Origin of the sequence: uncultured Winogradskyella sp. (assembly GCF_947496485.1) — a bacterium.
In the GTDB taxonomy this organism is placed as follows: domain Bacteria; phylum Bacteroidota; class Bacteroidia; order Flavobacteriales; family Flavobacteriaceae; genus Winogradskyella.
This window is the reverse complement of record NZ_CANMCZ010000001.1, coordinates 887,623-909,013: the sequence shown is the minus strand read 5'-3', so window position 1 is coordinate 909,013 and position 21,391 is coordinate 887,623. Positions and strand designations below refer to the sequence as shown.

Genomic DNA, 21,391 nt, shown 5'->3' with positions numbered 1-21,391 from the left:
TATGCTAATTACTACAAATAACATTACGGAAATTGTGTCTACAATTTCAAATCATGTCAATAAAGAAGCAGCTTTAATTTCTATTGGAGAGCATATGGAAATTGATGTAGAAGAATTGATTGAGGCATTAAATGATGCTAAGTTAAAATTTATGGGAGGAATTTTCCCAAAAGTGATTCATGGAAATTCAATTTTAGATAAGGGCATCGTTCTTAATACGCTTAACAATGTTGAAGAATTATTTTTAGTAAAAGATATTAGCAAAAAAAATTATACAATTCCTCAAATTAATTTTGATGAAAGTACTCCTTATAGCATCATAACCTATGTAGATGGACTAACATCTAATATTTCTCACTACCTAAGCGGTTTGTACGAAAACTACGGAATGAAAACCAATTATTTTGGAGGTGGTGCAGGAAGTTTATCATTAGAGCAAAAACCTTGTGTATTCTGTAATGAAGGTCTTTTTCAAGATGCGGCTGTAGTGTCTTTAGTACGCATGCAATCTAGAATTGGCGTACGTCATGGATGGAATAAAGTAGATGGTCCTTTTATTATCACTAAGGCCGAGGGAAATATTATTAAAGAGATAAACTGGAAAAACCCATTTGAAGTCTACAAAGAAGTTGTAGAAGCACATTCTAATAAACAATTTAATGATGATAATTTTTTTGAAATAGCAAAGGGATATCCTTTTGGTATCGTAAAAGATCATGCAGAATGTATTGTGAGAGATCCCCTAATGGTTAATGAAAAAGGAGAGCTGGTTTGTGTAGGTGAATTAGAGAATAATACTTTGGTAGATATTCTTAACGGAAATCAGGATACATTAATAAAAGCCGCTGAAAATGCTGCAAAAGAGAGTTTAAAGTTTGCTGAAAATCCGAGAAAAGCTATTATTATAGATTGTATTTCGAGAATATTATTTTTAGAGGATAACTTCGATTTAGAGCTCAATGCTATTACAACTACAATAAGTAATAAATTTCCTAATGTATCCATTGGTGGTGCACTAACACTAGGGGAAATTTCGTCTTATGGAGAAGGATTCTTAGAATTTTACAATAAAACGGTTGTTATTGGTTTATTTGAATAAATGAAACGGGCATGTTAAAAATTGTGTATCATCACGGAATGATGAATAGCGAACAGCATCTGACCTTAAAAAGGCAATAATCATAAACAGATGAAAATAGAAAATAACATATTAGATATTCTCCCCCTTTATGAGTATGCCATGGCTATTGGTCAATCTTTAGATTATAAAGAAAGCTGCGACCTATTTTTAAAATTAATCTTAAGACGTAAAAATTTAAATGCTGCTTGGATTCTTGAAAAAAAAGGAGAGCAATTGGTCTCAACGTATTCTATTCCTTTAGGACAAAAAGTTACAATACCTTTAGATAAACAGATAAATGATTTTATAGAAAGTATAAGAGATAATAAAATCACTGAGGTCGACAGAACAATTTTAAAATTAGTGCCAATAGATATTGATACAGGTCACTTAGTAATATTCAATCTAAAAGAACAGGGCTATTTGTTTCTATATTCTAAAGTAGAAAAACTTAAGGCTAAAGATGTATTGCAGTTACAACCTGTAATTAATAAATTTTCAATTAGTCTTAAAGCGTGCAAAGCATTTAAGAGGCAACAAGTATTATTGAATAATTTAGAATTACGTAATCAAGAATTAAGTGACTATGCGCATATGGTCTCTCACGATTTAAAATCGCCATTACGAAGTATAGATACTTTAACCACTTGGTTAAAAGATGACTATGGTGATAAATTTGATGAAAATGGTAATAGTAATATTAAGCTAATCCGAAATAATGTGGAAAAGATGGACACATTAATCAATGGTATTTTAGAATATTCTACCATCGGAAAAAATAGAACCGAAGTTTATGATGTAGATACAAATAAACTCATTGATGATATCTTAGATATCATACAAATTCCAGAAAACATTACCGTTATCAAAAATGATTTACCAATTATTAAAGGTGATAAATATAGACTACAGCAATTATTTCAAAACCTTATAGGTAATGCTATTTCATATAATGATAAAGACCATGGTAGTGTTGAAATAGGCTTTTCTGATAAAAACAAATTTTGGGAATTTTATATTATAGATAATGGCAAGGGTATTGATAATAAATATTTTGATAAAATATTTAAAACCTTCGAGAAATTAGAAAATAACTTAGAATCTACAGGTATAGGGCTATCTATAGTTAAAAAGATTGTAGACCTGTATGGCGGAAAAATTTGGTTAACTTCAAAATTAAATGAAGGCACAACATTTTATTTTACATTAAAAAAAGATTATGATGGAACAGCCTAATTTGTCTTATATAGATAGTATGTCTGGTGGTGATAAAGCTTTTGAAGAAAAGCTCATAGGAATTATTAAGAAAGAATTTCCGGAAGAAAAGAAAGTCTATTTTGATAATTTAGCTGCTGAAAACTATAAACTTACCGCTGAGAACGTACATAAACTTAAACATAAAATTAGTATTTTAGGCCTTGTAAAAAGTTATGATGTTGCCGTAAATTATGAGAATAATCTCATAGATGGCAATACAGAAGGAAAAACGGATTTTGAGTCTATTCTTCAAATCATGACAGATTTTTTAGAGACCTTATAAGCTTATTTTATGAATTGTATTATTATCGATGATGAGGCTACTGCAAGAGCAATTATTAGCCAATTGTGTTCTAATGTAGATAGTCTAAATGTTTTAGAAGAATTCCCTAATGCAATGCAGGCCATTAAATATTTAAATCAGAATGAAATTGATTTAATATTTTTAGATATTCATATGCCAGATTTTACTGGTTTTGATTTTATTGAGACTTTAAAAAATCCACCCAAAATTATATTAACAACATCAGATCCTAATTTTGCCATTCAAGCTTTTGAGTACGATTGTATTGTCGATTATTTAGTAAAACCAATCACACCAGAACGTTTTCAGAAAGCCATTCAAAAAGCGGAAGCAATTAAACCTAAAATCGCATCAGCTAAAGCTGTAGATAAAGTAGAAACAAGCTCTGGTAATGACCTCTATGTTAATATTGACAGACGCTTAATTAAAATAGACATACCAAGTATTTATTTGGTAGAAGCTAAAGGAGATTATATCCAGGTAAAAACAGAGGATAAAAATTATACGGTACATTCTACTTTAAAAAAGATAGAAGACAAACTACCAGACAGTTTGTTTTTAAAGATTCATCGTTCTTATATTATTAACGTTGATAAGATTATTGATATAGAAGACAATAGTGTACTTATAAAGAAAGATGTTATTCCTGTAAGTCGTTCTAACCGACCAGAATTAATGAAACGTCTTAATTTACTCTAATACCATTGGTCGACACTTAATTGCCGTCTGACTTGCCAAGGTCTTATTCTAACGAAATAAAATAATACAGATCTCAATTACTTATACTTTTGAATTGTAATCATCTGATTAATGGTTATAAGTTGATTGATAGTTATATGGTTAAGGCAAAAGAGAAATCTTTTGCCTTTTTTTATGTACTAGTTATTTGTATTACAAGAAACATAAAACCATTCATCGAAAGTAAATTGTAGCCCATCGCTATTAATCTTACATCAAACGAAAATTAGAAAATAAGGTGTAATACCTGTGTAATTTTGTTTCAGAATCAGAGAATTAAGTCGATAATGAACAAACTTTATACTATAAAAATTCAATTAATTTTAAGCTTAGTACTATTATTAAGTTTCAGTACTCAAGCTCAAGATATTCCCTTTAATTGCGACTATAATGCATATCTATTTCAATATAACGATGTATATGCAATTGATTTGGCTTCTGGTAATTCTTACCAAGTTGCAACAGATGTTACATCAGGAAATATAAATGCGGCTGCATACAATCCGGCTGATGGATTTATTTGGGGATCTTTAACGTCTCCTGCAAAAACCATAGTGAGGATGGATAAAGATTTTGCAACAACAACATATTATATAGATGAGTTACCAACAAATAACAGATACGTTGGAGATATAAATTCTCAAGGTATCTATTATCTTAAGGGTGGAGGAACAACATACTATAAAATAGATTTAAATCCAGAATCTGCTAATTACGCTCAGCACCAATCGACTGAAAACTTATCTGAGAATATTAGTATTCACGATTGGGCTTTTAATGCTTTGGATAATCAATTATACGCAGTAGCAAAGGGTTCGAATATTTTATACCGAATTAACCCTACCAACGGAGTTGTATCTGCTTTAGGTGAAGTCCCAATCTTAGCAGGAAACAACTACACTTATGGAGCAGTTTACTTTGATAATGAAGGTCGTTTTTACGTCTCGGCTAACCAAACAGGCACTGTATATGTCATCCAGGCAGTACAGCATGTAAATTCTTCTGCAGATATAGAGTCTAACTTATTTGCTTTTGGACCATCTAGCTCAAGTAATGACGGAGCACGTTGTCCTACAGCACCTGTATTACAAGAAATTTGTGATAACGGTATTGATGATGATGGTGATGGACTTATAGATTGCGAAGACCCTTCATGTTCTGGTTTTGGTATGTGCGAGGTTATTGCACCACCAACTTCGAGTTCTAATTCTGGTGGATTAGAAAGTAATAATAGATTATCTGAGCAAATTAATGCACGTAATTTCAATAGAGCAAAAACTGGTTATACGTTTAATACAGCCACTGCAAAACGTATTACAAAAACATTAAGCTACGCTAAGAACAATCCTAATTCAGATTTTACACTACAAGATTTCATACCACTTAATAGCATTAACGAAGATGAAATTATAGAAGCAACACCTTCAGATTTATTGAGTATCACTAATGCTACAGAAATATATGCTGTAGATTATTTAAAAAACAATAGTGCAGTAGCTTCAGTTTTAGCCTTAAAAACAGAAAACGGAGTCTATGAGCATACTAAGTATATCTGTGACCGTTTGTTGGGTGCAGAGCTAATCTCAGTAAATACAATAGATATTAATGGACAGTCTTTTATAAAGTCTATTATAAGAAATGTAGATGGTACGTATGAGTTTGTACTAAGTTTATCTGCTAAAGTGGTAAATAATGATAACAATTTCGCTATAGAAAGCCACTGGAATTTAGATCAGTACCAAGAAAATGTTACGTTTTATAATTTTCAGATTTGGTCTAATTCTGTAGATGATTTATATCAATTGGGTGAGGAGGTATTAAGTTTATTAGAAGTAGAAAAACCAATTTCTGGTTATAATAATTCTGCACCACCAACTGTTTTTGTTAGAAAAGGAAGTTATACAAATGGAGGACTAGACTTACAAATTATAAATACCAATCTTACAGAAAGTGTGACGTTTGATGCTGGCTATAGAACCACAGAAACAGAAGACTTCGGAAATCTAAACACTACAATTGCATTAAATGGTAATTACATTACTAACGTCACGGTTGATACTGGGAGTTTATTCGATATTGGTTTTAGAATTGGAGATGGAGTGGCTACACCAGACGATTTATTTATGTCAGATGGTCCTTGGGGAATTGATGATTCTCAAGACGGAACAACAGTCAATGCTTACACAGTAACAACAAACGATTTTGAGTTTGATACTACAGATTTTCCAGTAGAGCGAAATGTAGATTTAAGTGCAACAACAAACACTTATGTGGCAGCTTATAGAGCATTAACACCTCGTTTTGCAGCTGTAAATTTAACAGAATACAATAGCTTTAAGTTGAGTGCAAAAGGTACAGGAAACTTAGAAATTACTTTTGTGAAAGCGAGTGTTGTAAATTGGGAAACTCAGTTTAAAACAACGATAGCACTTACAGAGACACCACAAGATTTTACAATAAACATTGAAGATTTAGAAAATAGTTTAGGTGAGGAAGCTAATTTAAATGATGTAGTAACTCTAGTATTTACTATGGTTTCAGAAAATGGAACTCCGATTTCTAAGGTTATGACATTGAATAATTTACGTTTCTCACAGAACAGTGCTTTATCAATAGACGATTTTGAAACGGATACAACTGCGATAAAAGCGTTTCCTAATCCAATGACAACGCATACGACATTACAATTTACTTCTAACCAAAGCGAAACCGTGCAAGTTGTATTGTACGATCAATTAGGTAAGCAAGTATATAACACCAACTATGAAGCTGTACCAGGTAAAAACAGCATCACTCTAAACAGAGAGAAATTAAGCTCAGGTTTATATTTCTGTAAAGTAACAAGCCAACATCGTTATTATAAAACCCTAACACTAATTCTCAAATAACCTTTTTGGTACTTATGCATCTTAACGTGAATGGAGATTCGTAGTTGAGGTGTTTTTAAGTGAGGCAAAAGCGAAAGCTTTTGCCTTTTGTTGTTTGTTGTGGTTTGGTTTTATACCTATATTTATGAATCAATATTCTTGTAATATAATAGTGAAATGTAAAATTAAAAAGAGCAATCAAAACGATTTACATAAGAAGAATATAGACAATTGATTATATTCAATTGTTGTGTGCAATTAGAGAAAAGGAAATGACAGAATTAAAATCTATATGGCAAAAGCCTATTTATCTTCCGTATTTGCAACCAGAATTGACCGATGAGATTTTGGAAAAAGCGGAGTTGAGATTAGGCTATAAATTACCAAAAGAACTAATTGAATTATTAAAAGTACAAAATGGAGGTTATATAAGAAAAACGCTTGAGGAGTCTCTAAATGAACAAATCTATGGAATTGGACCTCATTTTCCATCCCTTACAGATGTTGATTGGACAGATTATGAAGGTTGGGTAAGTTTTGAACTTAATGGATTAATCCCATTTGATGGTGATGGACATTGGCACATATGTTTAGATTATCGAAAAAACAACACAAATCCACAAGTCACTTATATCAGTACAGAAAGTGACAGTCAAAGATTGATAGCAGATACTTTTTCGGAATACCTTTCTCAACTTGACTATGATATCGAAGATGAGTTAGTAATTAGAACGGACAAAGCCGCAGAAGAGATTACAAAAAAATTAGAAATAATATTGAACATTAAGTTTGAGGAACCTGACAATTATGCTCACGGTTATGACCAATACAGAAGTCAATTGGACGGAAGTTGGATTTGGTTAAGTCCTAATCTTGTCCCAAACGGTTTTATCAGAAAAGATGAGGATAGATATGAGGAGCTTATCGAATTGACAAAAGGAACGGCTTTGAGATTTCCCGAACTTACAGGCTCGGATTTAATTATTAGCTTCTCTAATTTTCAAGTAGAAAAAGAAGCTGTGAAAAAATTAGAATCAAATTCAATAGATATCCAACCATTAACTGAATTAATAAAAAAATAACTGCACACAACAATGGCTATAAGTAATTGCGTGTTCTCGCCTACTTTGGAAATTCCGCAGGAATTTCCAACTTGGTGTTTACTTGCCAAGTTAATGGCTAACCCACGCAACTACTCATAGCCGAGACCGTTACTTCCTAAAATAGGCTTTATTCAAAAACACCCACTTAAAACGCAATCCAATCTCAGTAAACGTAAATCCAGCAGCAGTTGCAGAGGCAATATTACTATGCGTGCCATAAACATTTAATAAACTGCGCTCAGAGAATTTATAACCAAAAGCACCTTGTAACCTGTAAGCTGTTTGTTTTGGGTCATCTTCTATAAACTGGTAACCAAAAGCACCAGTAAGGTTATAAAACCATTCCTTAGGTTTGGCAGTAGCTTCATCTTTAATAAGATTTACAAAGACTTCGTAGTTATTAAATTTTTCTGGGCTAAAGTAGATGGTTGGTACTTGCTCTTTAAAAGTAATATACTGGTAATTCACACCAACCTTAAGATTTGGTTTTGGCAATAAATTATAATACAACGAAGTAAATAATAGGTTTCTGCTGTTGCCATCATTCTGTGCTGTGTGCATCAGTTGCGTGTACCAACCTAAGTTAAAGTTAGTGCCTAAATTATAGTTAGCGTAATAGTTGTTTTGTACCAATTCTCTATCTAATAAATCAGCATTAAAGCTTTCTACTTGTCTCTTATAACCTATATCTAAGGTTTGTAGTTTAAAGGATTTAATATTAAAAGAGATATCTGTTAAGAGTTGTGTGTAATCTGTAGTTTCTGCTTTTGCTGAGGTCATACCTGCAGTGCCTTTAAAAATTACACTTGGTATTAATTGATACGATAAACCTAAAGACAGATTGTTTGAGTTAGCACTATTGTCGGTTACCGTATTATTTGTGGTTCTGTAATTGTAGTTACCCAATAAACTTAGCTTAGTAGATAATGGGTAAACAACGTTAGTATTAAATGCAAAGGCTTTATTATCTCCATTATCAAAGGTATGCGATGCTTTAGATTCTAACATTGGGCTAAAGCTAATATTCATTTTATTGATAAAATTCAAAGCATCCTTTTGGTTATTGTAAAACGTTAATGTGTTTTCTGCTGAGGTATAAGCCTCATCAAAACGACCTAAAGCTTTTAGTACATTAGCTTTGCCTAAGTTACCATCAAAAGAGGTACTGTCGTTAGCTAGTATTCTGTTATAGTCAGCTAAACTCTTTTTAAAATTACTTTTATAGATGTTTAAAGTGGCACGCAATGCTAATACCCAGTTTTTGTTTGGATAGCTTTCTACTAAACTTTGGATAAGGTCTGTTGCGGCTTTGTATTTTTTATTCCAGATCAATGCCTGTGCGTAACGTTCAGTCGTTTGTTGTGTTATGGTTTTGTCTGTATTATCACTTAAACTTTCGTAAGCCTGTGTACTTATGTTCAAGGCTTCCTTTTCTTTGCTATTTAAATGTGCGACTAAAGCCAAACCGTTTAAAGCAACTATTTTATGTTCTGGTTGTTCAGCTAGTCTCTTATACATGGCTTCAGCACTTTCTAGCTTGTTCCATATTAAATACAAATTGGCAAGGTTTAATAATGTGTCTTTATCATCACCAAATAACTCGAGATTCTTGGTTAAAAGCATTTCTGCTTTATCATAGTTTTGTGCTTGTTGGTTTTGGTACGCATAACCTAAGTAGATGTACTTTTTAGACGTCATTGCATTTGGGTTTCCTGATAAAACCTCTAAAGCTTTATCCACATAGATAATAGCATCTTCATATTCTTTTAGATTAGATAAGGTATTTGCAAAACCTAATAAAGCGGCAAAGTTTTTAGAATCTTCTGTCACTAATTCTTTATAATAGGTTTTAGCAGCTGCAAAGTTGTTATTCCATAATAGCGACTCACCATAATTAAGCTTTACTTCAAAATCATTTGGGTAATCTTTTAATAAGTCAGTAAATAAATCATTAGCATCTTGTGCTTTGCCATTAAGTCCAATAGCGCGACCATAACATAGTCTTGCTGTTTTATTATCTGGATAGTCTTTTAGTATTGTGCTAAAGAATGATTCTGCTTGTGCATACTTACCTGTTTCTAAATAGGTAAATCCTACTTGCATGTTTTGTGCAGATGCACTAAAAACGATTAAGAAAAGGATACTAATACTAAGTGATTTTAAAGTCTTCATCTCTGTTTGTTTAACTAATTGCAAGTTACGGACAGGAGGTGCTTCATTCATCTACAGCAATCTACCATCCGTCGAAATAGAACGCTCATACATGGAAATACGCAAGATATTTACATCAGATTTAAACGAATAATTAATAAAAAACAACAAAATTATGTCACTTACAATTAAAGAAAACAACGGAGTATTTTTAGTAGAAGGAGCAATTAATGCATCCACAGTAAAACACTTTAAAAACCATTGCGAAACCTTATTAAATGCTTTTGGTGAATTAACCATTCATATTGAAAATGTAACTGAAATTGATGCAAGCGGAATTAATGCAATACAGGTATTATATAAAAATGCTTTAAAGCTAAATAAAGGTTTTATGGTTATTGGAAACATTAGCAAAAACATCTATGATAAGTTAACCAATTTTAAGGCTGCCGCATAAAACCAAATTATAAAATCTAAAAGAAAACATCATGCAACTAGTATCAGCAATCAAGACAAAAAAAATAACATCAGAACAATTATTTATGATAAGCGTTTTGGCTGTTAATGGTGGAAATTATTTATACAACCTTATTCTAGGTCGTGTTTTAGGACCAGCTCAGTTTGCTGATGCAGCAGTACTTATTACATTTTTATTGGTGCTCTCTTTTATTGCAATGACGTTTCAATTGGTTACAGCAAAGTTTTCAGTCTTATTTGAGAATAACATTTTTACCAATTTTATAGCTAAAGTTTATAAACAAGCATTCGCAGTCGGATTTATACTTGGATTATTAATCATCGTTTTTGCTGAGCAATTACAAACACTTTTTAATACATCATCTTCAACCATGTTTATCATTTTTGGTTGTGGAGTACCACTTTACTTTTTAATGAGTGTTAATCGAGGTACATTTCAAGGCAAAAAGTCTTATAAGTCTTTATCAATTACTTACCAAGGTGAAATGTTGAGTAGATTACTCATTACACTAGGTATCATCTTAGTATTTGGAATTAAGTCATCTTGGGTGATTGCTTTAGGTATTTTATTGTCTTTTATTTTTGGATTATTTCCTTTCAAAGTAAAGCACATTAGCTTTAAAAAGTCAATACCATTAGATAATAAGTACAGTAAGCAAATTAAAAACTTCTTTTTGCTTACCGCCTTTTATGAGTTAACGCAAATCATAATTAACAATAGTGATATTTTATTGGTAAAGCATTATTTTGAGGCGCATGAAGCAGGTTTATATGCATCATTGGCTTTAATAGGTCGTATTGTATATTTCATTGCTTGGATGTTTGTAATGCTACTGTTACCAGCGGTTGTAGAATTGAAAAAAGAAGGCAAAGAAACGGCATCAGTATTATTTAAATACGTAGGCTACATAGCCATAATTTCAATACTTATTGTAGTGGTTTGTATTGGCTTCCCAGAATTAATTATACAATTATTATTCGGAGAAGAGTACATCACTATGGCACCATTATTATGGAAATATGCCATAGCAACCTCTATGTTTGCAATCTCAAATATTTTCGCTTATTACTATTTGTCATTAGATAAATATATACCAGTAATTATTTCTGGAGTTTTTGGAATGCTTCAAATGGTATTAGTAATTTTTTATCACGATTCTTTAGTACAAGTAGTACATATGCAAATAGTAGCTATGCTCTTATTATTAGCTATTCAATTAGGCTTTTTTACCCTCGATTCTCAAACTACTAAAAAAGCTTAATCTAAAGGAAATTACCATTCGTCTACAGTAAAAAGTATTCGGTCTACAGTCCTCAATTTTAGTCAGTTATATAACGCAAATTTGTACTGTAATTAATTAAAACATTTAAAATATAAAAATTATGAAACTAGCAATTGTAACAGCATATCCACCAAGTAAAGTCACTTTAAACGAGTATGCATACCATTTAGTAAAACAGTTTAGACAAAACCAAAACGTCACAGAGTTAATCTTATTAACAGACAAAACTGAAGGTGATAAAGACCTTGAGTTTACAGAAGCTGGTTGTAAGATTACCGTAAAAGAATGTTGGTCTTTTAATAGCTATAAAAATATCTTTTCAGTAACTAAAGCGATTAACAAAACACAACCAGATGCTGTATTATTCAATTTACAGTTTATGAAGTTTGGTGATAAAAAAATAGCTGCAGCATTAGGTCTAATGTTACCATTAGTATGTAAAATAAAAAAGATTCCTAATATCGTTTTATTACACAATATTCTTGAGGAAGTAGATCTAGGAAGTGCAGGTTTTACCTCTAATAAATTAATGCAAAAGATTTACGGATTTATAGGTACAACATTAACTAAGCTTATATTAAAAGCTGATGTAGTAGCTGTAACCATGAAAAAATATGTAGATATTTTAGAGTTTAAATATTTGGCAGATAACGTTAGGCTTATTCCACATGGTACCTTTGAAATTCCTGCTGAACCAAACTATAGTTTGTCAACTGAAGGACCATTTCAGATCATGACCTTCGGAAAGTTTGGAACCTACAAAAAAGTCGAAGCTATGATAGAAGCTGTGGAAATTGTAAGAGCGCAGACAGATTTAGATTTGGAAGTTGTCATTGCAGGAACTGATAATCCTAACGTACCAGGATATCTGGCTAAAGTAGCAGAAGATTATAAACATGTTCCACAAGTACGTTTTACAGGTTATGTTGAAGAGGAAGATGTGCCTGTTATATTTAATGAAAGTGCCGTTGTAGTATTTCCTTATACATCTACTACTGGAAGTTCTGGTGTTTTACACCAAGCTGGAAGTTATGGAAAAGCAGTTGTGATGCCAGATTTAGGAGATTTAGCATTGTTAGTTAAAGATGAAGGTTACAAAGGTGAATTCTTTGAGCCAACTAGTGTAGAAAGTTTAGCTGCCGCTATAAAAGCTATAGTAACCAATGAAGCTTACAGATTAGAGTTAGCAAAGGCTAATTATAAAGCAGCAACAGCGCACCCAATGTCTCAAATAGCCGAAATATACTTAGAAAACTTTGATAGAATAATTAATAAAAAAGCAAAACGCAGAACTTTGGTCTCTGCTTAAACCCAAATATTTCTAGTAAACAGTAGTGATCTGCCTACTCAGATTGTACCTACACTACTGTTTAGAAATATACTCGAAAGCACCCTTTTTTGCCCCATCTTTATTTATAAACCCAAAATGCTTTTGTGCATTTTGTCTCCAAGGAAGTCTACCTACGACTTCTTTTGGTATTTCTGTAAAATCGTATAAAGTCCAAGACATAAAAGAAATGTCGTTCTGAGAAAAGATTGACTGAATGGTTTTATGATAATCTGTTTGACTGTCTTCAGAGTTTCCAAAAGGATTCCAAAAACCACTATAGGACGACATACCAAATTCTGAAATTACAATTGGTTTATCGGTAATTTGAGTTTTTAAAGTTTTGTAAGTTTCAGCTAATTGGTCTAAATCTTCATAATAATGAAACGAAACAAAATCTAACTTCTCTTTTAAAATGGTACTGCTTTCTGAATTAGACCAACCAACAGTTATAGGATGATTAGGATCTTGCGATTTTACAAAATCTACCATTTTATCTAGCCAAGCTGTAACGAGTGCTTCTCCTCTAGATTCAAAATCTAGATTTGGTTCATTCTTTATGTCCCAAGAGGATAAAGCGCTGTGATTTTTTAAGGCATTGACAATGGTTTTTGCATGTCGTTGGGTGAGTGTCCAATCTAAGACAGAGTAATCACCATAGAAATCGAAAAGTGTTACCATTACTTTAAGATTTGCTGTTTCAGCAAGTTCTAATAGCGTTGTAAGTTGTTGGAGTTTGTCCTTATCTACATTAGATTTTCCAAAACTTTCATACGGTACAAAAACACGAATACTGTTTAATCCTGAATTTTTAATAAGCTCAAAATCCGAAGCTATAACGTCAGCATCAAAAGCATCACCAAACATATCCCAAGGATTAGCTTGCGGATAATAATTAATACCTTTTATGTCTGAAATCTTAATAGGTTCTTTTGGATTTTCTACAACATAAGGTTCACTTTTTATTTTTACCAAATGTCTAATACGCCAAAAACCATCTTCTAATAAAAGCGTGACTTTGTAACTCGATTTCTCAGTAACTTCTGTAATAAGTGTTTCGCCATTAAATATGCGTTTGAATTCTATAACATCATGATCCGTTAAAACAGCAAGCTGTCCATCTTCACTAAAGAATTCTAAATTAGGATGATGCTCTAAAGTTGTCGCTTCTAGTGTTGTTTTGTTTTCTGAATTAATAGAAATAATAGAATAGATGTTTTCTACTGCATTGTCTGTATAATAATCATCAAGGCCTTTTTTTGTGTTTGTTTTTAAAGCTACATATTTAACATACCAAGCATCTAAATAATCATTTTCTATAGCAGTTAGTGTTTGTTCATCTATGACTCGACCTTCATTTGTTAAAGGTGCCCATTCTAATTCAGGTAGATATTGATCAACTTGTTTAACTTCAGTATGTAACATTTTGCTACGATCTGCACCTGTATTTAGATAACTATACAAAGCGCCAAAACCATATATCACCAAAGCAATAATTACTACATAGGATAATAGAAGTAAACTTCGCAATATGTTTTTATTAGCTTTACTCATAGCGTACCTCTGTATATGTTTTTGTAATACCAGCGGCTTTAAGCACTAATTTATAAGTACCCTTTGGAAAACGATCAGGACTCAAATGAAATTTAGCAATGCCGTTAAATGAACTTTCAATAGATTCATTTTCTAAAAATCCATTTTTATAGATAGATAATTGTACACGTAGTCCATCTGGCACGCGTTGATTCATAAAACTTTTTAAAGGTCCAATGATGATGGTACGTTTGTCTTCAGAAAATGCAACTTCAAAATCTTCAACGGCTTGTTTATAGTTTAAAACTATTGTATTACTATTTGCCATGCCTTCCACATAAGCTTTTACACTCCATTGGTCTTCATGGTCTGGCTGCAATAGTATTGCAGTAGCAATACCATTAATTGTTGCGCCAGAGGTTTTAGATTTATAACCGTCTTTATTGGTAATAAAGAAAGTGACGTAAGTACCATCGCTCACTATATTATCATAGCGATCTTTTATTATGTTTGTTTTAAACGTAGTGATTTGATTCCCATCAGCATAATCATGAATACGTTCTGCATTGATTTCAAAATTAGTTGGTATTGCAGGTACTACATTCACATCGTATTCTTTTGAATTCAAGTTTAAACTTTCTGAACTGATGAGTATGCGACCACTTTTGTTTTCGGAATAGATGTTTTTGTATGCAAAACCATGCTCAGTATATACATCTGAAGCCTCCTGATTAGATAAAAATTGATGCTTTATTGCAACTATAGTGCTATCAATTAGTGGGTTATCTAAATCGTCTGTTGGAATAACAACCAACATGGTAAAATCCGTTCCACCAGCTTCAATACTTGGTGGCCCTAAATAACTTTCAATAGTTTTAATACTTGCTTTTGGTAGAATATTTACTTGACCTTTTAGTTCAGTTTTGTCAGAAATTAACTGCCAATTTAAAACACCAGACTTTTTGGAAATGGATTGTGGAATTGAAAAACGGAGTTTCGAATTATTAACATCAGGATTCAAAACAACTGAGCCATATGAATTAGAACAATATAAATAAACATCAGTATTACCAGTAAAGGAAAATTGTAACTCAATAACATCACCAGCAGTATAAGAGTTTTGTGTAGAAAGTAACTCATAGGTCCCACCAACTTTATTAGCCTGCAACGCAACTGTTGTTGAGAGCAGAAGCACTGAAAGAATCGTTATGTATAAATACTTAAGTCTCATTAATTAGGATTACCAATATACGTGTTGATTTCTAGTTTCACATATTTAAAAATGGGGTGATCTATAGCCTGTAATTCTTCATTGTTATGATTTAAAATTCGGTCTGAAACAATTTTGTCTGAAATGTTTTCATTCGGTAAACCATTAACAAAACAATTTGCCATATCAGTATTTATGATACTTATAGATTCATCGGTTAGTAAAGGATATTTAAAAGATTGCAAACGTTGTTGACGAATACCTTCTTTCACAAAGAGATGATCAACCCATACTAAAGTTTTATTTTCATCATAATATGAAATTAATAACTGTGGGATTGTGACTTCTTCAGTACCAACATTAAAGAGCGTTCCTGAAATATAAGTATCATCAATAGTTGTAATATTAGCAGTTGTACTTTTAAATAAATCTGAACCAGAAACATTGCCTGCAGCCTGAAGATTAAATTTAGTAGGCTGTTCTTCAAATTCAAATGGCGTAAACTCATCTGGATTAAAAGTCTTAGGAATAGAATCTTGGGTTTTAGACCAAGCAATACCTTCAAAATTTATTCTAAAAGAACTCACTTCCTTAGGCATCAACTTATGTTTTATATGATATTTAGCATTATAAGAGGCTAACAATTTATTGTCGTCGTTATAAAGTGTGCCTTTTAAAACCACATCAGATGGTACATTATCAATATTCTGAACTTCTCCAACAATGGCATAATGGTTTTCGAGTTTCACCAATTTAGCTGAAAGGATTTCTAAAACAGGTTGTTTTAAAACATCTTCATGATGAGTTTGTTCCGTGGTTATACGTCTTCGCCCTTGGTTAAAGTAATTGGTTGTGTTACTAGAGTATAATTGATCTGGTGGAAGATCTAAGTCAATATCTTCTGGTTGAATGTACCATTTACCAGCAATCTTAACTACCGTTTTATAATCCGTTTTTTTAATTTTCTCTAAAGGTGTAATCCAATGGGTAAAGACTTTTAAACTTGCTAAGCTATCAGTTTGGCTTATAGTTTCTGTTGTAATCGCATCTAACTTTGCATAAGAACTCAATAGGCCATCTGTTACAGAAATCTCTAACATGTACTGAGCTAATGGTAAATCACTTTTTGGATTAATAAGGCTATGTGCTTTTTTAAATTCCTTAAAATCTAAGGCATCATAGTAGGCAAGTATGGCATTTTCTGGCGAGTGATGTGATTCGTTTTTAATATAAAACAGATATGTTCCATAACAAACAACAAGTACTAAAATTAGAGACCAGATATGGGTTAACTTTAAAACACTTCGCGAAAATTGAGTGTAATTGTTTTTAAAATTGAGGTAAGCAGGTATTTCTTTAGATTTCGTTTTTAATAAACGAATAAGAAGCATTTGTATGTTTAAAATAAAAGCAATTAAAACCGTTAAAAACGGTACGATTCCCCAAAGTATTTTTTGCCAAGTGCTAACGTCTTCTTTTGGTAAGATGGAAGATAATGGAGGTACATTCAGTTTTTCCCAAACCATAATGCCATTTTCTAACTGTCGTAAGCGTTGCCATCCACAGTAATATAAAATTGGGTCGTAAAATTTATCGTTAGAAAAAATATACTTGAAGTTATACTTTTCGGGTGTGGTTAAGAATTGCTGTAATGATCCAATACCCTCAACTCCTTTAAATTTAGAATTCTCTAAACGCTCAATAGGTCTTGTAGTTAATTCTGGCAAACGTCTTGCCGAATGGTAATTCCCATCTATGGACATCGCATTTGTTTGCGCAGAAAGCCAAGCCATTTGATCACCAAAACCTAAAGTCATATAACGCCATTGATCATGCTGATCCTGGTTCAAGAAATTAACAATAGGCAACATTTTAATTTGTTGTGGTTGCGATGGTTTAAAATAGCTTAAGCTCATCGTAAAAATGGTCATGAATAAAAACAAACCTGCCAATATTCCACCAGTTATACGATGATAAACTGTACCAAATTTATCTTTAATCAATGTTTTTAAATCGCCTTCGACTAAGCGAAATACAAATTCACCAAATAAAGGCAAAGACATAATTGAAGCCCAAAGTGTAAAGCGGTCTAAGGTTAAAATATTAAATGCGGTTTCACCTAATACCAGTCTTGGAATTGGTGTTGTGCCACCTGTACCTAAAACAAAAAGAATAGTGATGGACAAACCGAAAAATAAGTAACGTTTACTATAATATCTATAAAACATGTAAGGTAGAAGTATTAATAAAAGTCCCCAAGGAATCAAAAAGAACACCAACCCAGATGAGGTCATTTCTAAGAAATTATCTCTAGAACCATGTGGAATAGGGACTTGGGTAATTGGGTTGTTTTTAGAGTTAATCCAATAGGGTAATATACAGCCAATAATAATCACTAGCGACAGCATACCAAAACTAATAATGCGTTTAAAAAGTTTAAGGAACGTATTAAAAAAGACTTTAAAAGTCACAGCCTTCATTGATGCTACAGTATCTCGTGATGCATCCATAATCACCATACCAATTAACGGGAATATGAAAAAGATCATTCCGAAAATAGGTGTTACATGATGCGACGTTACCGTTACAGCAATTAAGGATAATGAAGTCGCTAAATAACGAAGTCTCCCTGTTTTTAGCCATAAATAGATTTCTGGTAAGGCATGCATCAGCACTGAAATTCCTATAATACTTGGGAGTTGCCCAAAGACATGCAAAGTTTCAACAAACGCGGAAGAAAACACGGCCAAAAGTGCAGCATAGCCAGCCACAGTTCTATTAGATGTCATTAATAAGGCAAACCGATACACACCTGTTATAAATAAAATCACACCTATTAAGGCAACTGTGAACATGCCAAATTTTAAGCCACCAATAAGCGATAATGCAGCTATAGATTGGTGTACCAAAGGCGGATAGCTCATTACAGTAAAACCAGTATACCATCTATAGTTCCAAGGCTCAAACCAACTTGTTGCATAATGGTCTGCAAAAAACAAATGAATAAGTGCATCATAAGTCGTTTCTAAAGTAAAGAATATAGACGTACCATGAAATGCGATACCAATTAATAAGGCAGCTATTAAATATTTATTTGAGGTGTTTTTCATGTAAAACCTTGATATAACTATCAATGCTGTAAAGATATATATTTTAGATAGTGGTATGATTTTTAATTATCTATAGCAATCTACCATTCGTCTACACTAAGTGTTTCGTTTATCTAAATTAAAATTTTGGAGGCGTCATCTCAAGTACTTTTGACCTGTAAATAACAATAAAAAACTATTATTATGAAGGTTTTAGCAATAGACGACCAACAACTAGTATTACTTCCATTACAGAAGCGATTAGTAGAACTTGGATACGAGGTAAGAATAGAAACTGATGCTTCTAAGGGGTTAGAAATCTATAATCAATTCAATCCAGACTTAGTTATTGTAGATGTAAACATGCCAGGCGTTTCGGGTTTAGATTTTGTAAATCATATAAGAAATGTAAGAGCATCTGAAACTCCAATAATGATTTTATCTGGTAATACTAAAGATGACACTATTACTGAAGCTTTTGAATTAGGTATTAACGATTACATGAAAAAGCCATTAAGTCTTAACGAAATTTGTGCTAGAGTAAAAAACTTGATTGGCTTACCACAAAACCAAAACGTAGTCAAAAGTGATTCGGATATCATGATTCAGCAACGCTGTGTTGGTGTTGTGATTCCATGTTATAATGAAGAAGAACGTTTATTAAGTGATGAGTTCTTAACCTATATAGATAAAAATTCGGGTTATCATTTATGTTTTGTTAATGATGGCAGTAAAGACAATACTCTCGAAGTACTTCAAAAGCTACAAAAAGGAAGAGAAGACTTTATAACCGTTTATGATTGTCATAAAAATGGAGGGAAAGCAGAAGCTGTACGCTTAGGAATGCTTCATATGAGTAAAAAGGAAGATTTAGATTATATCGGGTTTTTAGATGCGGATTTATCTACGGACTTATCAGATTTTGATGATTTAGTAAAGACGATTGAAACGTCTGATTTTAAAATAGTAAGTGGATCTCGTATTACAAGAATGGGAGCAAATATTACTAAAGAATCGGCACGAAAAATCATCAGTTTAACCATCAACTTTATTATCAGAAAGATTTTATCAATGGACTTTAAAGACACACAATGTGGTGCTAAGATCTTTCATAAAGATGTTATCAATATAGCTTTTAAAGAAAAGTTTGTAACACAATGGATTTTTGATGTAGAGATATTTAAAAGAATAACCATTCATTTTGGACTTAAAAAAGCAAAAGCAATGCTTTGTGAACAACCATTGAAACGTTGGATTCATGCTGACGGCTCTAAATTATCTATGAAAGATTCAGTGAAAATTGTTGGACAGTTAGCTCAAATTGCTTGGGTATATAGATCAAAAAAATCAATATATAAAACAGTTTTGAAAAATGAACTTGAAATTGCTTAACCATTAAATAAAAGACAGCATGAAAATAGGAATCATTATAATATTCAATAATAATGAAGAACAAATTGAAAAACGGTTTTTTATGGAGCAAATTAATGCATGTGATACAATAGAGCTTTGTTTGGTAGATAATAATAGTAAAGACCAAACATTGCAATTATTGCAAGATATAAAAGAAGCTTGTCCAGCCCGTGTATCAGTTGTGGAAATAAAAAAATACAGCTCTGAAGATGCGGCAAAAAAAGCAGGAGCGAGATATATGTTTAATCAATTTGATTTAAAACATATCGGCTTTATTAATGTAAATGCAGCTCACCAAAAAAGTGAAACTCTAAATATGTTAATTGAAAGTATCTGTAAAAACCATGAATCAATAATAGATGTTAATCTAAGAATTATTGAAAATCAAGAGATAAAACAAACACTTTTTAAGAATGTCTTTTCAGTGGTAGACTATTTAAAAAAAGTAAAAACTAATAATAACTTAAATCTTAGTATTTAAACTATAAAACAAAAATCATGGAATCTTATCCTATAAAATTCAAACCAATCTTAAAAGAAAAAATTTGGGGAGGTGAAAAACTTTCTCAATTCTTAAATAAAAAATCAGACTCAAAAAATATTGGGGAGAGTTGGGAAATATCTGGAGTAAAGGATGATATATCCGTAGTTTCTAATGGCTTGTATAAAGGACAAACGTTGAACAATTTAATTTCTAACTATAAAAGTGAATTTTTAGGTGAAAAAAACATAGAGGTTTTTGGTAAAAATTTTCCACTACTAATAAAATTTTTAGATGCTAAAACCAATTTATCAGTACAAGTTCATCCAGATGACAAGATGGCTTCAACCTATCATAATTCTTTTGGAAAAACCGAAATGTGGTATATTATGGATAGTGATAAAGACGCAGAAATTGTTTTAGGATTAAAGAATAATCAATTAGATAAAAAGGTTTTGGGAGATATAAATAAGTCTAATGTAAGTTCTATTTTTAATACAGAAAAAGTAAGACAAGGAGACTGTTATTTTATACCTGCAGGTAAAATACATGCCATAGGTGCTGGTGTTTTAGCCGCAGAGATTCAACAAACAAGTGATATCACTTATCGTGTATATGATTGGGACAGGAAAGATGATAATGGAAAGCAAAGAGAATTACATACCGATTTGGCAAAAAAGGCAACCAAAACTTTTAGTACAAATGGTAAGAGCAATTACAAAATAAGGAAAGATAAAACGAGCAATCTGGTAGACTGTGATTTTTTTACAACTAATATTTTTAAACTAAAAGGTCTCCATAAAAGAGACTATAATAAAATAGATTCTTTTGTTATTTTTATGTGTGTAGAAGGTGTTGCGGAGATTACTGTAAATAATAATACAGAGTTTATTTTTAAAGGAGAAACTGTTTTAATTCCTGCAAATAGTAAAGACGTTATCTTCAACTCTCAAGGTTCAAAAATGCTTGAGGTTTATATTGATTCCAAGGATTCTAAATTTAGAAAATTAGCATCATAACCCTTTATTTAATTAATTA

16 protein-coding genes are annotated in these 21,391 nt (G+C 31.9%); 12 read left to right on the top strand and 4 right to left on the bottom strand.

Features of this window, described 5'->3' with window-relative positions:
* The first annotated feature begins 1 nt into the window (after window position 1).
* The 6 genes from Q0822_RS03780 to Q0822_RS03755 all read left to right on the top strand — a co-directional run bounded on the left by Q0822_RS03780 (window position 2) and on the right by Q0822_RS03755 (window position 7,368).
* The gene (locus Q0822_RS03780) at window positions 2–1,099 is read left to right on the top strand and encodes an FIST N-terminal domain-containing protein (RefSeq protein ID WP_299120330.1); all 1,098 of its coding nucleotides are present in this window, start codon (window positions 2–4) and stop codon (window positions 1,097–1,099) included.
* Window positions 1,100–1,189: 90 nt separating this feature from the next.
* Window positions 1,190–2,356 carry an ATP-binding protein gene (locus Q0822_RS03775; RefSeq protein ID WP_299120328.1) on the top strand — a complete coding sequence of 389 codons (1,167 nt, stop codon included), beginning with the start codon at window positions 1,190–1,192 and terminating at the stop codon, window positions 2,354–2,356.
* Window positions 2,343–2,660: an Hpt domain-containing protein gene (locus tag Q0822_RS03770; protein WP_299120325.1), complete on the top strand. Its 318-nt coding sequence runs from the start codon at window positions 2,343–2,345 to the stop codon at window positions 2,658–2,660. Before Q0822_RS03775 ends, Q0822_RS03770 begins: the two co-directional genes overlap by 14 nt.
* Window positions 2,661–2,669: 9 nt before the next feature.
* Window positions 2,670–3,380, top strand: a complete 711-nt coding sequence (locus Q0822_RS03765) for a LytTR family DNA-binding domain-containing protein (RefSeq protein WP_299120323.1) — start codon at window positions 2,670–2,672, stop codon at window positions 3,378–3,380.
* 326 nt (window positions 3,381–3,706) lie between these two features.
* Window positions 3,707–6,307, top strand: a complete 2,601-nt coding sequence (locus Q0822_RS03760) for a T9SS type A sorting domain-containing protein (protein ID WP_299120319.1) — start codon at window positions 3,707–3,709, stop codon at window positions 6,305–6,307.
* A 251-nt stretch (window positions 6,308–6,558) separates the two neighbouring features.
* On the top strand, window positions 6,559–7,368 hold the full coding sequence (locus tag Q0822_RS03755; RefSeq protein ID WP_299120317.1) for an SMI1/KNR4 family protein: 810 nt from the start codon (window positions 6,559–6,561) through the stop codon (window positions 7,366–7,368).
* 129 nt (window positions 7,369–7,497) lie between these two features.
* Here Q0822_RS03755 and Q0822_RS03750 read toward each other — a convergent pair whose 3' ends face one another.
* The gene (locus Q0822_RS03750; RefSeq protein WP_299120314.1) at window positions 7,498–9,561 is read right to left on the bottom strand and encodes a tetratricopeptide repeat protein; all 2,064 of its coding nucleotides are present in this window, start codon (window positions 9,559–9,561) and stop codon (window positions 7,498–7,500) included.
* A 154-nt stretch (window positions 9,562–9,715) separates the two neighbouring features.
* Here Q0822_RS03750 and Q0822_RS03745 point away from each other — a divergent pair, with 154 nt between their 5' ends.
* The 3 genes from Q0822_RS03745 (at window position 9,716) to Q0822_RS03735 (ending at window position 12,609) form a co-directional block, all read left to right on the top strand.
* On the top strand, window positions 9,716–9,997 hold the full coding sequence (locus Q0822_RS03745) for an STAS domain-containing protein (RefSeq protein ID WP_299120311.1): 282 nt from the start codon (window positions 9,716–9,718) through the stop codon (window positions 9,995–9,997).
* Window positions 9,998–10,028: 31 nt separating this feature from the next.
* Window positions 10,029–11,279 carry an oligosaccharide flippase family protein gene (locus Q0822_RS03740; RefSeq protein ID WP_299120308.1) on the top strand — a complete coding sequence of 417 codons (1,251 nt, stop codon included), beginning with the start codon at window positions 10,029–10,031 and terminating at the stop codon, window positions 11,277–11,279.
* Window positions 11,280–11,400: 121 nt separating this feature from the next.
* Window positions 11,401–12,609 carry a glycosyltransferase gene (locus tag Q0822_RS03735; protein ID WP_299120306.1) on the top strand — a complete coding sequence of 403 codons (1,209 nt, stop codon included), beginning with the start codon at window positions 11,401–11,403 and terminating at the stop codon, window positions 12,607–12,609.
* A 54-nt stretch (window positions 12,610–12,663) separates the two neighbouring features.
* Here Q0822_RS03735 and Q0822_RS03730 read toward each other — a convergent pair whose 3' ends face one another.
* The 3 genes from Q0822_RS03730 to Q0822_RS03720 are packed head-to-tail and all read right to left on the bottom strand — an operon-like array spanning window position 12,664 to window position 18,480.
* Entirely contained in the window at window positions 12,664–14,181 is a 1,518-nt protein-coding gene (locus Q0822_RS03730) for a cellulase family glycosylhydrolase (RefSeq protein ID WP_299120303.1), read from the bottom strand.
* Entirely contained in the window at window positions 14,174–15,391 is a 1,218-nt protein-coding gene (locus Q0822_RS03725) for a hypothetical protein (RefSeq protein WP_299120301.1), read from the bottom strand. The genes Q0822_RS03730 and Q0822_RS03725 overlap by 8 nt, the downstream gene beginning before the upstream one ends.
* On the bottom strand, window positions 15,391–18,480 hold the full coding sequence (locus Q0822_RS03720) for a hypothetical protein (protein ID WP_299120299.1): 3,090 nt from the start codon (window positions 18,478–18,480) through the stop codon (window positions 15,391–15,393). The genes Q0822_RS03725 and Q0822_RS03720 overlap by 1 nt, the downstream gene beginning before the upstream one ends.
* A gap of 183 nt (window positions 18,481–18,663) precedes the next feature.
* Between Q0822_RS03720 and Q0822_RS03715 the strand changes: the two genes are divergently transcribed.
* Genes Q0822_RS03715 through Q0822_RS03705 form a run of 3 tightly spaced genes read left to right on the top strand, consistent with a single transcriptional unit; the run spans window position 18,664 to window position 21,372 of the window.
* Complete coding sequence (locus tag Q0822_RS03715) at window positions 18,664–19,851, top strand: response regulator (protein WP_299120297.1); 1,188 nt, start codon at window positions 18,664–18,666, stop codon at window positions 19,849–19,851.
* 19 nt (window positions 19,852–19,870) lie between these two features.
* The gene (locus Q0822_RS03710; RefSeq protein WP_299120296.1) at window positions 19,871–20,353 is read left to right on the top strand and encodes a glycosyltransferase; all 483 of its coding nucleotides are present in this window, start codon (window positions 19,871–19,873) and stop codon (window positions 20,351–20,353) included.
* A gap of 17 nt (window positions 20,354–20,370) precedes the next feature.
* Complete coding sequence (locus tag Q0822_RS03705; protein ID WP_299120294.1) at window positions 20,371–21,372, top strand: type I phosphomannose isomerase catalytic subunit; 1,002 nt, start codon at window positions 20,371–20,373, stop codon at window positions 21,370–21,372.
* Window positions 21,373–21,391: the final 19 nt, after the last annotated feature.

Bases quoted from the DNA above. Each gene is read 5' to 3' on its own strand.
- Q0822_RS03755 (WP_299120317.1), top strand. From the start codon at position 6,559: ATGACAGAATTAAAATCTATATGGCAAAAGCCTATTTATCTTCCGTAT.
- Q0822_RS03780 (WP_299120330.1), top strand. From the start codon at position 2: ATGCTAATTACTACAAATAACATTACGGAAATTGTGTCTACAATTTCA.
- Q0822_RS03770 (WP_299120325.1), top strand. From the start codon at position 2,343: ATGGAACAGCCTAATTTGTCTTATATAGATAGTATGTCTGGTGGTGAT.
- Q0822_RS03765 (WP_299120323.1), top strand. From the start codon at position 2,670: ATGAATTGTATTATTATCGATGATGAGGCTACTGCAAGAGCAATTATT.
- Q0822_RS03710 (WP_299120296.1), top strand. From the start codon at position 19,871: ATGAAAATAGGAATCATTATAATATTCAATAATAATGAAGAACAAATT.
- Q0822_RS03760 (WP_299120319.1), top strand. From the start codon at position 3,707: ATGAACAAACTTTATACTATAAAAATTCAATTAATTTTAAGCTTAGTA.
- Q0822_RS03720 (WP_299120299.1), bottom strand. From the start codon at position 18,480: ATGAAAAACACCTCAAATAAATATTTAATAGCTGCCTTATTAATTGGT.
- Q0822_RS03730 (WP_299120303.1), bottom strand. From the start codon at position 14,181: ATGAGTAAAGCTAATAAAAACATATTGCGAAGTTTACTTCTATTATCC.
- Q0822_RS03740 (WP_299120308.1), top strand. From the start codon at position 10,029: ATGCAACTAGTATCAGCAATCAAGACAAAAAAAATAACATCAGAACAA.
- Q0822_RS03735 (WP_299120306.1), top strand. From the start codon at position 11,401: ATGAAACTAGCAATTGTAACAGCATATCCACCAAGTAAAGTCACTTTA.
- Q0822_RS03715 (WP_299120297.1), top strand. From the start codon at position 18,664: ATGAAGGTTTTAGCAATAGACGACCAACAACTAGTATTACTTCCATTA.
- Q0822_RS03725 (WP_299120301.1), bottom strand. From the start codon at position 15,391: ATGAGACTTAAGTATTTATACATAACGATTCTTTCAGTGCTTCTGCTC.
- Q0822_RS03705 (WP_299120294.1), top strand. From the start codon at position 20,371: ATGGAATCTTATCCTATAAAATTCAAACCAATCTTAAAAGAAAAAATT.
- Q0822_RS03745 (WP_299120311.1), top strand. From the start codon at position 9,716: ATGTCACTTACAATTAAAGAAAACAACGGAGTATTTTTAGTAGAAGGA.
- Q0822_RS03750 (WP_299120314.1), bottom strand. From the start codon at position 9,561: ATGAAGACTTTAAAATCACTTAGTATTAGTATCCTTTTCTTAATCGTT.
- Q0822_RS03775 (WP_299120328.1), top strand. From the start codon at position 1,190: ATGAAAATAGAAAATAACATATTAGATATTCTCCCCCTTTATGAGTAT.